The sequence below is a fragment of the Pseudomonas sp. NFACC04-2 genome (assembly GCF_900119265.1).
GTDB classification, from domain to species: Bacteria; Pseudomonadota; Gammaproteobacteria; order Pseudomonadales; family Pseudomonadaceae; genus Aquipseudomonas; species Aquipseudomonas fluorescens_AA.
Map to the genome: position 1 here is coordinate 77893 of NZ_FPJC01000016.1, position 13900 is coordinate 91792.

General features: G+C 60.9%; 12 protein-coding genes. 10 read left to right on the forward strand and 2 right to left on the reverse strand.

All coding sequences use genetic code 11. From position 1 onward, the window contains the following. The first annotated feature begins 204 nt into the window (after nucleotides 1-204). From BT125_RS20330 to BT125_RS20360, 7 genes are all read left to right on the forward strand, one after another. Complete coding sequence (locus BT125_RS20330) at nucleotides 205-1464, forward strand: D-mannose isomerase (protein ID WP_072409682.1); 1260 nt, start codon at nucleotides 205-207, stop codon at nucleotides 1462-1464. A gap of 116 nt (nucleotides 1465-1580) precedes the next feature. Next, nucleotides 1581-2882: an ABC transporter substrate-binding protein gene (locus tag BT125_RS20335; protein ID WP_072409684.1), complete on the forward strand. Its 1302-nt coding sequence runs from the start codon at nucleotides 1581-1583 to the stop codon at nucleotides 2880-2882. Between the two features lie 148 nt (nucleotides 2883-3030). After that, nucleotides 3031-3939: a carbohydrate ABC transporter permease gene (locus BT125_RS20340; protein ID WP_072409686.1), complete on the forward strand. Its 909-nt coding sequence runs from the start codon at nucleotides 3031-3033 to the stop codon at nucleotides 3937-3939. Continuing rightward, nucleotides 3932-4777, forward strand: a complete 846-nt coding sequence (locus BT125_RS20345; protein ID WP_003198539.1) for a carbohydrate ABC transporter permease — start codon at nucleotides 3932-3934, stop codon at nucleotides 4775-4777. Before BT125_RS20340 ends, BT125_RS20345 begins: the two co-directional genes overlap by 8 nt. 2 nt (nucleotides 4778-4779) lie before the next feature. Then, a complete protein-coding gene (locus tag BT125_RS20350; RefSeq protein WP_060738868.1) occupies nucleotides 4780-5940 on the forward strand; it encodes an ABC transporter ATP-binding protein in 1161 nt (386 codons plus the stop codon). Nucleotides 5941-6072: 132 nt separating this feature from the next. Next, on the forward strand, nucleotides 6073-7419 hold the full coding sequence (locus tag BT125_RS20355) for a carbohydrate porin (RefSeq protein ID WP_072409688.1): 1347 nt from the start codon (nucleotides 6073-6075) through the stop codon (nucleotides 7417-7419). A 280-nt stretch (nucleotides 7420-7699) separates the two neighbouring features. After that, nucleotides 7700-8554: a D-hexose-6-phosphate mutarotase gene (locus tag BT125_RS20360; RefSeq protein WP_072409690.1), complete on the forward strand. Its 855-nt coding sequence runs from the start codon at nucleotides 7700-7702 to the stop codon at nucleotides 8552-8554. 122 nt (nucleotides 8555-8676) lie between these two features. On the opposite strand, the gene BT125_RS20365 is transcribed toward BT125_RS20360, so the two are convergent. Next, nucleotides 8677-9537, reverse strand: a complete 861-nt coding sequence (locus BT125_RS20365; RefSeq protein ID WP_170842276.1) for a MurR/RpiR family transcriptional regulator — start codon at nucleotides 9535-9537, stop codon at nucleotides 8677-8679. Nucleotides 9538-9733: 196 nt separating this feature from the next. Between BT125_RS20365 and zwf the strand changes: the two genes are divergently transcribed. The 3 genes from zwf to BT125_RS20380 are packed head-to-tail and all read left to right on the forward strand — an operon-like array spanning nucleotide 9734 to nucleotide 12586. Further along, complete coding sequence (gene zwf, locus BT125_RS20370; protein ID WP_060738865.1) at nucleotides 9734-11203, forward strand: glucose-6-phosphate dehydrogenase; 1470 nt, start codon at nucleotides 9734-9736, stop codon at nucleotides 11201-11203. Then, on the forward strand, nucleotides 11190-11903 hold the full coding sequence (gene pgl, locus BT125_RS20375; RefSeq protein ID WP_072409692.1) for a 6-phosphogluconolactonase: 714 nt from the start codon (nucleotides 11190-11192) through the stop codon (nucleotides 11901-11903). Before zwf ends, pgl begins: the two co-directional genes overlap by 14 nt. Before the next feature lie 17 nt (nucleotides 11904-11920). Continuing rightward, nucleotides 11921-12586, forward strand: coding sequence for a bifunctional 4-hydroxy-2-oxoglutarate aldolase/2-dehydro-3-deoxy-phosphogluconate aldolase (locus BT125_RS20380; RefSeq protein ID WP_072409694.1), 666 nt, complete (start codon nucleotides 11921-11923; stop codon nucleotides 12584-12586). A 113-nt stretch (nucleotides 12587-12699) separates the two neighbouring features. Here the strand turns inward: BT125_RS20380 and BT125_RS20385 are convergent, their stop codons facing one another. Continuing rightward, on the reverse strand, nucleotides 12700-13887 hold the full coding sequence (locus tag BT125_RS20385; RefSeq protein ID WP_072409696.1) for an aminotransferase class V-fold PLP-dependent enzyme: 1188 nt from the start codon (nucleotides 13885-13887) through the stop codon (nucleotides 12700-12702). Between the last annotated feature and the right edge of the window lie 13 nt (nucleotides 13888-13900).

The following is a 13900-nucleotide window of genomic DNA, read 5'->3' on the forward strand; positions in this document are numbered from 1 at the left end:
AGCAAGCTCGCTCCCACACTGGATCTTCTGCGTTCACAAAACCCCTGTGGGAGCGAGCTTGCTCGCGATGGCGCCAGTCGTCTCAATCCATCTCTCTCATTCAAATGTCACAAGTCGGTGACATAACTCGCCCCTTTCGTTACCTGTCGCCGGCCATCCCTTGTTTAGACTCCCTGCGTCAAAACAACAAAAAAAGGTACCCCGATGGACACCTTCCAACCGGCCTTCAGCAGTTGGCTGAATGCCCCTGCCCACCAGCAATGGCTTGCCGCCGAAGGCTTGCGGCTGCTGGCGTTCGCCAAGGCCTCGAAGCTGCCGGACGGCTTTGGCAACCTGGATGAGCTTGGGCGCCTGCCGGCCGATGCCCGGGCCGAAACCATGAACACCGCGCGCATGACCCACAGCTTCGCCATGGCTCACATCCAGGGCCTGCCGGGTTTTGCCGAACTGGTGGACCACGGCATCCAGGCCCTCAACGGCCGTTTGCGCGACGCCGAGCACGGTGGCTGGTTCGCCACGACACGGCCTGATGAAGACGGTGCTGGCAAGGCGGCCTACCTGCATGCATTCGTTGCCCTGGCGGCCAGTTCCGCGGTGGTGGCCCAGCGTCCTGGCGCTGCGGCGTTGCTGGACGAAGCGGTACGGATCATCGATGAGCATTTCTGGTGTGAGGAGGAGGGCGCGTTGCGCGAATCCTTCAACCGTGACTGGAGCGAGGAAGAGGCCTATCGCGGCGCCAACAGCAACATGCACGCCACCGAAGCCTTCCTGGCCCTGGCCGATGCCGCCGACGATCCTCGTTGGTTGGCCCGTGCCCTGCGTATCGTCGAGCGGGTGATCCACGGCCATGCCGCCGCCAACGACTACCTGGTGGTGGAGCATTTCGACCGCCACTGGCAGCCGCTGCGCGAATACAACCAGGACAATCCTGCCGATGGTTTTCGCCCTTATGGCACCACTCCCGGCCACGGTTTCGAATGGGCGCGGTTGCTTCTGCACCTTGAAGCCGCGCGGGTCCAGATCGGCATGCTGACCCCGGGATGGCTGGCCCAGGACGCGCAAAAACTCTTCGATCAGAACTGCCGCCATGGCTGGGACGTCGATGGCGCGCCGGGCATCGTCTACACCCTGGACTGGGATAACCGCGCGGTGGTTCGTCACCGCCTGCATTGGGTCCACGCCGAAGCGGCGGCGGCTGCCAGCGCCTTGCTCAAACGCACCGACGAGGCGAAGTACGAAGCCTGGTACCGGTGCTTCTGGGAGTTCTGTGACAAACATTTCATCGATCGCTGCAACGGCAGCTGGCATCACGAACTCGATCCGCAAAACCGTCCCAGCGCCGATATCTGGCCGGGCAAGCCGGACCTGTATCACGCCTGGCAGGCGGTCCTGATCCCGCGCCTGCCCCTGGCGCCGAGCATGGCGTCAGCCCTGGCGCAGTTATCCAGCCCTGCGCCTGTGTAACCATGTCGTGACATTTGCACGTCCCTTCGTTACCTGCGAAGGGATTCCCTCTGATTAGAATCCATGCAGCGCAAGCACCAGACTTGCATGCATAACAACAAGAAAGGTAATTCTAGATGAATGCGATTTCTCGCCTCGCTACTGTCATTTCTCTTGCTTCCCTGCTTCCCGTCGCAGCCTTCCCTGTCACTACCCTTGCCGCCGAATCCAAAGGTTCCGTGGAAGTTGTCCACTGGTGGACGTCGGGTGGTGAAAAAGCCGCGGTCGATGTGCTCAAGGCCCAGGTAGAGAAAGACGGCTTTACCTGGAAGGACGGCGCTGTCGCCGGTGGTGGCGGTTCCACTGCCATGACCGTGCTCAAGAGCCGTGCCGTGGCCGGCAACCCACCGGGTGTCGCCCAGATCAAGGGCCCGGACATCCAGGAATGGGCGTCCACCGGGCTGCTCGACACCGATATCCTCAAGGACGTTGCCAAGGCCGAGAAGTGGGACAGCCTGCTCGACAAGAAAGTCTCCGATACCGTGAAGTACGACGGTGACTACGTCGCCGTGCCGGTGAACATCCACCGCGTCAACTGGCTGTGGATCAACCCGGAAGTCTTCAAGAAGGCCGGCATCACCAAGAACCCAACCACCCTCGAAGAATTCTACGCGGCCGGCGACAAGCTCAAGGCCGCAGGCTTCATTCCGCTCGCCCACGGTGGCCAGCCTTGGCAGGACAGCACCGTGTTCGAAGCCGTGGTGCTCTCGGTGATGGGGGCTGATGGCTACAAGAAGGCCCTGGTCGACCTGGACAACAAGGCCCTGACCGGTCCGGAAATGGTCAAGGCACTGACCGAACTGAAGAAAGTCGCGACCTACATGGACGCCGATGGCAAGGGCCAGGACTGGAACCTGGAAGCGGCCAAGGTCATCAACGGCAAGGCCGGCATGCAGATCATGGGTGACTGGGCCAAGAGCGAGTGGACCGCGGCGAAGAAAGTCGCCGGCAAGGACTACGAGTGCGTGGCCTTCCCGGGCACCGACAAGGCCTTCACCTACAACATCGACTCCCTGGCGGTGTTCAAGCAGAAAGACAAAGGCACTGCGGCCGGTCAGCAGGATATCGCCAAGGTCGTGCTGGGTGAGAACTTCCAGAAAGTCTTCAGCATCAACAAAGGCTCGATCCCGGTGCGCAACGACATGCTGGGCGATATGGCCAAGTACGGTTTCGATTCCTGCGCCCAGACCGCGGCCAAGGACTTCCTGGCGGACGCCAAGTCCGGCGGCCTGCAACCGAGCATGGCGCACAACATGGCGACCACGCTGGCGGTACAGGGTGCGTTCTTTGACGTGGTGACCAACTACATCAACGACCCGAAAGCCGACCCGGCTGATGCTGCGAAGAAACTGGGCGCAGCGGTCGCATCGGCCAAGTAATTTGCGCCGCGGTCCCGGTCCCTTGTGGGAGCGAGCTTGCTCGCGATAGCGAAGTGTCAGGCAGCAGATGAGTCACTGACACACTGTCATCGCGAGCAAGCTCGCTCCCACAAAGGGATACCCTTGTAACCTTGTTTTGGATCTTCCCATGAGTTCTGTTGCTGTGTTCAGCAAGGCCTCGCCGTTCGATGTATTGCAGCGCTGGCTCCCGAAACTGGTGCTGGCGCCGAGCATGTTCGTCGTTCTGGTGGGCTTCTATGGCTATATCTTGTGGACGCTCGTCCTGTCGTTCACCACCTCGACGTTCTTGCCGAACTACAAATGGGCCGGCCTGGCGCAATACGCGCGGCTGATGGACAACGACCGCTGGTGGGTGGCGAGCAAGAACCTGGTGCTCTTTGGCGGCATGTTCATCGGCATCACCCTGGTGATCGGTGTGCTGCTGGCGGTGTTTCTCGATCAGCGCATTCGTCGCGAAGGTTTCATCCGCACCATTTACCTGTACCCGATGGCGCTCTCGATGATCGTCACCGGTACGGCCTGGAAATGGCTGCTCAACCCGGGCATGGGCCTGGACAAATTGTTGCGTGACTGGGGTTGGGAAGGCTTCCGCCTGGACTGGCTGATCGACCCGGACCGCGTGGTGTACTGCCTGGTGATCGCGGCGGTGTGGCAGGCCTCGGGCTTCATCATGGCGATGTTCCTGGCTGGCCTGCGGGGTGTCGATCAATCGATCATCCGTGCCGCGCAGATCGATGGCGCGAGCATGCCGCGCATCTACTGGAAAGTGGTGCTGCCGAGCCTGCGCCCGGTGTTCTTCAGCGCCGTGATGATCCTGGCGCACATCGCGATCAAGAGCTTCGACCTGGTGGCGGCGATGACGGCCGGTGGGCCGGGTTATTCCTCCGACCTGCCAGCGATGTTCATGTATTCCTTCACTTTCAGTCGCGGCCAGATGGGCATGGGCTCGGCCAGTGCAATCCTGATGCTCGGTGCGATCCTCGCAATCATCGTGCCTTACCTGTACTCCGAGCTGAGGACCAAGCGTCATGACTAGTCTCGCTGCCAAACCTTCCATCAGCCTGAGTCGCATCGCGATCTACGCGGTGCTGATCCTCGCCGTACTGCTTTACCTGGTGCCATTGGTGGTCATGTTGTTGACCAGCTTCAAGACGCCGGAAGACATCAGTACCGGCAACCTGTTGAGCTGGCCGACCGTGGTCAGCGGCATTGGCTGGGTCAAGGCCTGGGCCACGGTGGATGGCTACTTCTGGAACTCGATCAAGATCACCGTTCCGGCGGTGCTGATCTCTACCGCTATCGGTGCCTTGAACGGCTACGTGTTGTCGATGTGGCGTTTTCGCGGTTCGCAGTTGTTCTTCGGCCTGTTGCTGTTCGGGTGCTTCCTGCCGTTCCAGACGGTTCTGCTGCCGGCCTCGTTCACCCTCGGCAAGATGGGCCTGGCCAGCACCACAACGGGCCTGGTGTTCGTGCACGTGGTCTATGGCCTGGCGTTCACCACGCTGTTCTTCCGTAACTACTACGTGAGCATTCCCGATGCACTGGTGAAGGCGGCGCGACTGGACGGTGCGGGTTTCTTCACCATCTTCCGGCGGATCATCCTGCCGATGTCCACCCCGATCATCATGGTGTGCTTGATCTGGCAGTTCACGCAGATCTGGAACGACTTCCTGTTCGGCGTGGTGTTCTCCAGCGGTGATTCGCAACCCATCACCGTGGCGCTGAACAACTTGGTCAACACCAGTACCGGGGCCAAGGAATACAACGTGGACATGGCGGCGGCGATGATCGCCGGGCTGCCGACCCTGCTGGTCTATGTGGTCGCAGGCAAGTATTTCGTGCGCGGCCTGACGGCCGGCGCAGTCAAGGGGTAATCATGGCAACGCTTGAACTTCGCAACGTAAACAAGACCTATGGTGCCGGCCTGCCGGACACCCTGAAGAACATCGAGTTGTCGATCAAGGACGGTGAGTTCCTGATCCTCGTCGGCCCTTCGGGCTGCGGCAAGTCGACGCTGATGAACTGCATCGCCGGCCTCGAGACCATTACCGGCGGCGCGATCATGATTGGTGACCAGGATGTCAGCGGCATGAGCCCGAAGGATCGTGACATCGCGATGGTGTTCCAGTCCTACGCGCTGTACCCGACCATGAGCGTGCGCGAGAACATCGAGTTCGGCCTGAAAATCCGCAAGATGAACCAGTCGGCCATCGACGAAGAAGTCAATCGCGTGGCCAAGCTGCTGCAGATCGAGCACCTGCTCAATCGCAAGCCCGGCCAGCTTTCCGGCGGCCAGCAACAGCGCGTGGCCATGGGCCGGGCGCTCGCGCGGCGGCCGAAGATCTACCTGTTCGACGAACCGCTGTCCAACCTCGACGCCAAGCTGCGGGTCGAGATGCGTACCGAAATGAAGCTGATGCACCAGCGTCTGAAGACCACCACGGTCTACGTGACCCACGACCAGATCGAAGCCATGACCCTGGGCGACAAAGTGGCGGTGATGAAGGACGGGATCATCCAGCAGTTCGGCACTCCGAAAGACATCTACACCAACCCGGCCAACCTGTTCGTGGCGAGCTTCATCGGTTCGCCGCCGATGAACTTCATCCCGCTGCGCCTGCAACGCAAGGACGGCCGCCTGCTGGCGCTGCTCGACAGCGGCCAGGCCCGTTGCGAGTTGCCGATGGGCATGCAGGACGCCGGCCTGGAAGACCGCGAAGTGATCCTGGGCATGCGCCCGGAGCAGATCATGCTGGCGGGCAGCGAGCCCAATGGCTTGCCGACCATTCGCGCCGAAGTGCAGGTCACCGAGCCTACCGGGCCGGACACCCTGGTGTTCGTCAGCCTCAACGACACCAAGGTTTGCTGCCGCCTGGCACCGGACGTGGCGCCGCAAGTCGGGGAGACCCTGACGCTGCAATTCGATCCATCGAAAGTGCTGCTGTTCGATGCCCAGTCCGGCGAACGCCTGGGCGTGGCCGGCCAGCCGCAAACAGATGCCCGGACTGCAAACGTAGCGCAGTTCAAGGGCCGGTGAAGAATAAGTGTGGGAACAGGCTTGCTCCCACAGGAAAGGAGTATGCGGTGGATGGGGACATTCGCCGCAATCGTTGTAAACCGCGTTAGATAAAAACAGTTAATAACAATAAATAAAGACGAGGATGTAGGGATGAAAAAGAAAAACAACGCCCAGCTTATCTGCCAGTTGTCAGCCGTTGCGGCGATGATGCTGGCCGGTAGCGCACACGCAGCCGACGCGTTCAGCGCCGACTCGAAGTGGATGACGGGCGATTGGGGCGGTGAACGGACCAAGCTGATCGAGCAAGGTATCGATATCAAGGCTGACTTTGTCGGGGAGATGGGTGCCAACCTCCACGGCGGCTACAACGATGACAAGACCGCGCGCTGGTCCCAGCAGTTTGGCCTGGGCGTCGCGCTCGATCTGGAGAAGCTGGCGGGCTGGGGCGATACGGAAGCCAAGATCCAGTTCACCCGGCGTGACGGTCGCAACATCTCCAACGACCGTATCGGTGATCCCCGTGCCGGTACCCTCAGTTCTTCCCAGGAAGTCTGGGGTCGTGGGCAAACCACTCGTCTGACCCAGTTGTGGATCAAGCAGAAATACTTCGACAGCAAACTGGATGTCAAAGCCGGTTACTTCGGTGAGGGCGAAGACTTCAATACCTTCCCGTGCGAGTTCCAGAACCTGGCGTTCTGCGGTTCACAAGCGGGTAACTGGGCGACCGGCATCTGGTACAACTGGCCGATCATGCAGGCGGCGATTCGCGTCAAATATAACCTCACGCCAGAGCTCTATGCGCAAATCGGTGCCTACAACCAGAACCCTTCACAACTGGAAAACAACAACCGCTACAAACTCAGCGGCAGCGGTACCAAGGGTACCCTCATTCCGGTCGAGTTGGTCTGGTCACCCAAGATCAATAACCTGCCGGGCGAGTACCGTGTCGGTTACTACAAAAGTACGGCCAAGGCCGATGACGTCCGTGAGGACGACGATGGCAACGACGCCGCGACCACCGGCAACGCCTATCGCAGCCACAGCAGCAAGGACGGCTACTGGTTCGTCGCGCAACAACAACTCACTACCCACAACGGTGATGCTTCGCGCGGCCTGAACATCGCGGCCAACGCCACCTTCCACGACAAGGAAACCAACGTCGTCGACAACTACCAGTCGCTGATGTTCGTGTACAAAGGGCCGTTCGATGCACGTCCAAAAGACGATGTCGGCATCGGTTTCTCCCGTATCCATGTCAACGAAGATGTGAAGAAAAACTCTGAACTGGTCAACGCCGCCAATGGTGTCAGCGACTACGATAATCCGCTGTTCGCGCCACTGCGTAGCACTGAGTACAACTACGAACTCAACTACGGTTTCCACGTGACCAACTGGCTGACCGTGCGTCCGAACCTGCAGTACATCACTCACCCGGGCGGTGTGGATGAAGTCGACAACGCGCTGGTGGCCGGCCTGAAAATTCAGTCGGTGTTCTAACGCTGTTGCGATAAGCTCCTCTCTATGTGCGCATATTTGCGGACGGCCAAGGCTGTCCGCTTTTTTTTGGGAAGCGCGTTGGGTGCATGGCCAACCTGTGGCGAAGAGCTTGCTCCCGCTGGGTTGCGAAGCGACCCCAAAGCCATTCACTGCGGTGCTTCAGCCAGATCGCGTTTGTCCCGTTTACGACTGCTTCGCAGCCGAGCGGGGGCAAGCTCCCTCGCCACAAAAATAGTGTCGTACTTAGTTGAGTATTCAATGATCTCCAGGACCGCGGCCCATGCATGAGCATCCGCTACAACGCTTTTTCAGATCCTTGCGCGAACGCCCGGTGTTCGCGTGGGAGCGCTATCGGCAACGGGATGTGTTGGTGATCGATCATCCGTTGTGCCAGGCGGTGTTCAGTCGCCAGGGCGCGCAGTTGCTGCACTTCCAGCCGCGAGGCCAGAAGCCCTGGTTATGGTGCGCGGCCAAATGGCCCCATGTCGGTGCGATCCGCGGCGGAGTGCCGGTGTGCTGGCCGTGGTATGGCCGCCATCCCAGCGAAAATGCCTGGCCGTCCCACGGTTGGGCGCGGTTGATCGATTGGAAGCTGCTCGACAGCCGCAGTGATGAAGACGGTGTGCATTTACACTGGCAACTGCAATTGTGCGACTGGCAAGTGGACCTGCACGCGGACCTGGGTGAGCGCATGGAACTGCGCTTGAGCACCGAGCACCAGGACAGCCAACCGTGCCAATTGAGCCAGGCCTTGCACGCCTATTGGCGTATTGGTGACGTCGGTGAGGTAGCGCTGTCTGGCCTTGAAGGCGCCCAGGGTTACGACCAGTTGAGCCGTGCGGTTTGCCAGCAGGAAGGCGAGTTGCGGGTCGAGGGTGGTTGCCAGCGGGTGTTCCAGCATGAGGGGGAATTGCAGCTCAAGGACCACGCCTGGCAGCGCGAATTGCGTATCGACACCGGCGACAGTGCCGACACCGTGGTGTGGCATCCGGGAGCGCGGCCGTTGCTGGGGGTGAGTTGGGACGAGGTCAGTGAATTTGTCTGCGTCGAGGCGGCCAGTGGTGGCACCGACAGCCTTTGCCTGGCACCGGGGGAGCGGGCGCATTTGAGTTTGCAGGCGTGGGTGGGGGCTTGATGCAGGGGGGGTGGTGAGACTGCTGGCCCCATCGCGAGCAAGCTCGCTCCCACACAAAACCCATGTGGGAGCGAGCTTGCTCGCGAAGACGGACCATCAGGCGGCGAGGATTCTGGATCGAATCAGTTGAACTCATCCCCCACCGGATACCGGCTGGCATTCAGGCTTTCCTTGATCTTGCGCAGATGCGGCTGGAAGTCCACGCCCCGACGCAGGGTCATGCCGGTGGCGAGCACGTCAAGCACGGTGAGCTGGATGATCCGCGAGGTCATCGGCATATAGATGTCAGTGTCTTCGGGCAGGGGGATGTTCAGGCTCAGGGTACTGGCCTTGGCCAGCGGCGAGCCTTCGGCAGTCAGGCCCAGCACCGACGCGCCGTTTTCCCGGGCGATACGTGCCACTTCCACCAGCTCGCGGGTACGGCCGGTGTAGGAAATGATCACGAACAGCTCGCCGGTATGGGCCACCGACGCAATCATGCGCTGCATCAGTACGTCGGCGTGCGCGGTCACTGCCAGGTTGAAGCGGAAAAACTTGTGCTGGGCATCCAGGGCCACCGGGGCGGAGGCGCCGAGGCCGAAGAAGTGGATCTGCCGGGCCTGGATCAGCAGGTCCACGGCGCGACTGATCAAATTGGGATCAAGGGCCTGGCAGGCGCTGTCCAATGAGGCAATGGCACTGCCAAAGATCTTGCGGGTATAAGCTTCCGGGTTGTCGTCGGCTTCTACCGCGCGGCTGACATAAGCGGCGCCGCTGGCCAGGCTCTGGGCCAGTTGCAGTTTGAGTTCCGGATAACCGCTGACGCCGAACGAGCGGCAGAAACGGTTGACGGTCGGTTCGCTGACCGAAGCCGCCTGGGCGAGGGCGGCGATGCTGAAGCGGGTCGCCTGCTGCGGATTGAGCAGGATGATCTCGGCCACCTTGCGTTCGGCCTTGTTCAGGTCTTCAAGGCGACTCTGGATCTGTTCCAGTAAGTTTCGCACGCGGTCCATACAAGATTCCTAGGAAGACGGGTCTTTGATACGACCCTTAGCGGTGGCCTATCCTACTGATGGCTCCGGCGGACCACCACTCGGAATCGGTATTTTCGAAAAATGTTGTGGTTATTACTACATTTTTCCTTGAGTGATACCTTGAAAAAAGGTATTTGTAGTTTAACTTGATAAAAGAACAAACATCATGCCTTCGATTACGGTTGAACCGTGCACCTTTGCCTTGTTCGGCGCGTTGGGCGATCTGGCCTTGCGCAAGCTCTTTCCTGCCCTGTACCAGCTCGATGGCGCCCAATTGTTGCACGAGGACACGCGGATCATCGCGCTGGCCCGTGAGCCCGGCGGCGAGCAGCAGCACCTGGCATTCATCGCCGCCGAGCTGCGCCGTTATGTCGGCGAAAAAGATCTGGACGAAGCCGTACTCGAGCGCTTCCTGGCACGTTTGACCTACCTGCACGTGGATTTCCTCAAGGCCGACGATTATGTCGCCCTGGCCGAAGCAGCCGGTTCGACCCAGCAGGTCATTGCCTATTTCGCCACCCCTGCGGCGGTGTATGGGGCGATCTGCGAGAACCTGGCGAAGGTCGGCTTGAGCGAGAACACCCGGGTCGTGTTGGAGAAACCCATTGGCTCGGACCTGGAGTCGTCGCGCAAGGTCAACGATGCCGTGGCGCAGTTCTTCCCGGAAAACCGTACCTATCGCATCGACCATTACCTGGGCAAAGAGACGGTCCAGAACCTGATCGCGCTGCGGTTCGCCAACAGTCTGTTCGAAACCCAGTGGAACCAGAACTACATTTCCCACGTGGAAATCACCGTGGCCGAGAAGGTTGGTATCGAAGGCCGCTGGGGCTATTTCGACAAGGCCGGCCAACTGCGGGACATGATCCAGAATCACCTGCTGCAGCTACTGTGCCTGATCGCGATGGACCCACCGGCCGACTTGTCCGCCGACAGCATCCGTGACGAGAAGGTCAAGGTGCTCAAGGCCCTCGCGCCGATCAGCCCGGAAGGCTTGACCACCCAGGTGGTGCGGGGCCAGTACATCGCTGGCCACAGCGAGGGCAAGTCGGTGCCTGGCTACCTCGAAGAACCCAATTCCAACACCCAGAGCGACACCGAGACGTTCGTCGCCCTGCGCGCCGACATCCGCAACTGGCGCTGGGCCGGGGTACCGTTTTACCTGCGAACCGGCAAGCGCATGCCGCAGAAGCTGTCGCAGATCGTCATCCACTTCAAGGAGCCGTCCCACTACATCTTCGCGCCCGAGCAGCGTTTGCAGATCAGCAACAAGCTGATCATCCGCCTGCAGCCGGACGAAGGGATTTCCTTGCGGGTGATGACCAAGGAGCAGGGCCTGGACAAGGGCATGCAATTGCGCAGCGGTCCGCTGCAACTCAACTTCTCCGACACCTATCGCAGCGCGCGGATTCCCGATGCCTACGAGCGGTTGTTGCTGGAAGTCATGAACGGCAATCAGAACCTGTTTGTCCGTAAAGATGAAATCGAAGCCGCGTGGACGTGGTGTGACCAGTTGATTGCCGGGTGGAAAAAATCCGGCGATGCGCCCAAGCCGTATGCGGCTGGGTCCTGGGGGCCGATGAGCTCCATTGCACTGATCACGCGGGATGGGAGGTCATGGTATGGCGATATCTGAAGTGAAACTGCCCCAGGGCGTCAGCGCCCGTGAATTCAAGAACCCGGTGCTGCTGGCCGAAGGCCTGGCGCTGAACGTGGCCGAGCAGTTGCGCAATGCGATCGATGCACGCGGCACGGCGACCCTGGTGGTGTCCGGTGGCCGCAGCCCGGTGGCGTTTTTCCAGCACTTGGCCAAGCAGGCGCTGGACTGGTCCAAGGTGGTGGTCAGCCTCGCCGACGAGCGCTGGGTACCGGTTGAACACGCCGACAGCAATGCCGGTTTGCTCAAGCGTTACCTGTTGCAAGGCGCGGCGGCCAAGGCCCAGTTCCTGAGCCTCTACAGCGCCAGCGCTCACCTGGAAGCGGCTGCCGAGCAGGCCGATCGTTTGCTGGCCGAGTTGCCGCCCATCGACGTGCTGGTATTGGGCATGGGCGATGACGGGCACACCGCCTCGCTGTTCCCCAACAGTCCGAACCTGGCCCAAGCCTTGGACGCCAATGGCGCACGCCGATGCTGGCCGATGCTGGCACCGACCGTGCCGCACCAGCGCTTGACCATGAGCCGCGCCTTGCTGGCTTCGGCGCAACACAAAGTGCTGTCGATTTCCGGTCAGTCGAAATTGACCACCCTGAACGCCGCGGTGGCAGGTGACGATGTCGCCGAAATGCCGATCCGTGCGTTTTTGCAACCTACGTTAGAGATTTACTGGTGCCCATGAACCAAGGATCAGCCGCTATGACAAACCCATCCCCGACCGTTTCCATGGCGGACAAAGTTGCCCTGATCGACAGCCTCTGCGCCAAGGCGCGGATCCTGCCGGTGATCACCGTCGCCCGTGAACAGGACATCCTGCCGCTGGCCGATGCCCTGGCCGCCGGTGGCCTGACGGCGCTGGAAGTGACGTTGCGTTCTCAACACGGCCTCAAGGCCATCCAGGTGCTGCGCGAGCAGCGTCCGGAACTGGTGACCGGTGCCGGCACGGTGCTCGATCGCCACATGCTGGACGCCGCCGAGGCGGCCGGCTCGCAGTTCATCGTCACCCCGGGCATCACCCGTGACCTGCTCGAAGCCAGTGTCTACAGCTCCATCCCCTTGTTGCCGGGCATCAGCAATGCCTCGGGCATCATGGAAGGCTACAGCCTGGGCTATCGCCGCTTCAAACTGTTCCCGGCCGAAGTCAGCGGTGGCGTCGCGGCCATCAAGGCCTTGGGCGGCCCGTTCGGCGAAGTGAAATTCTGCCCGACCGGCGGCGTGAGCCCAGCCAACATCAAGAGCTACATGGCGTTGAAAAACGTGATGTGCGTGGGCGGAAGCTGGATGCTTGATCCGGAGTGGATCAAGAACGGCGACTGGGCCCGCATTCAGGAATGCACCGCCGAGGCCTTGGCGCTGCTGGACTGATTGTTTTACCGAACCTCGTTGGGTGTTCTACGGTTTTACGGTGCGCTTGGTCGGCGCACCGTTTTTTTTTGCCTGGGTTTTTATGCTGGCACAGATTTCCTGTGGCCAGGGATCTAGGTACGGCTCAGATGGATCAGTGCCTCGGTCAACCGTTCGATATCACTCGCCAAGGTAATCAACCCTGGGGTAATGCGGATGCACGGCCCGACACTGGTATGGCGCACCACCGTGAAGATCCCGTGCTCATTGAGCAGTCGATCGGCCATCGCCTGTTGATCGGCCTGGGCGGTGAAGCGCATCGCCGTGATGCCGCAATAGAGCCGTCGGTCATCCGGGGTCATCACCTCGATGCCCGGCAGATCGCGCACGGCATTCACCCACAGGTCGCGCAGGTAGCAGAGGCGCGCGCCTTTGGCCAAGGCGCCGCCCAGGCTCCGGTGTTCTTCGAAGACCAGGGGCAGGGTGAGCAAGGCCGGGATATTGGGCGTGCTGTGGGGCGTGCGCGAGCGGACGTCGGTGGCGGGGTAGTTGTCTTCGTCCATGTCCGGGTCGATGTCGGCCAACCGCTGCGGGGCGATGTACAGGAAACCCAGGGAGAGCGGGCCGCCGATCCACTTCTGCAGGTTGAACCCGGCAAATTCGATCCCGAGCTTCTTCAGGTCGAAATCGATCTGGCCCAGGGCGTGGGCACCGTCGAGGATGATGTCGACGGCAAACTCCCGGGCGTTCTCGGCAATGGCCTGGACCGGCATCACCAGCCCGGTCAGGTGGTTGACGTAGGTCAGCGCCATCAGCTTGAGGCGAGGGTAGCGAATGAAGGCTTCGCGGTAAGTGCCCACCAGGCTGTCGAAACTGGCGGGGTGCTGGTGGACGATTTCGATCACCTCCACGCCACGCTGGCGGGCCAGCCAGCGCATGGCGCTTTTGACCGAGGTATATTCCACGTCACAGATCAGCACTTGATCGCCCGGCTTGAGGCCGTTGTAATTGCGAATCAACGTTTGCAGAGCATCCACCGCGCTGTTGGCCAACGTCACGCTCTGGGGGGAGGCGTGGATCAGCCGGGCCACCTCTCTCCGAATGGCTTCGCCGTGTTCCCGGTCGAACTGCTGGCGCACATACATCGAGTTGCCGCGGTTGATGAATTCGATGTTGCGCTGGTATTCCTCCACCACGGTGCGGGACATGCGCCCGAAGTAGCCGTTTTCCAGGTTGAGTGGCCCGTCGGGATCGATGTCGTAGCGGTCGACGAAGGTTCGCCAGAAGGCTTCATCGTGGGCGCGCAGCGTGTTCTCGGGCATGGTGGGTCTCTCA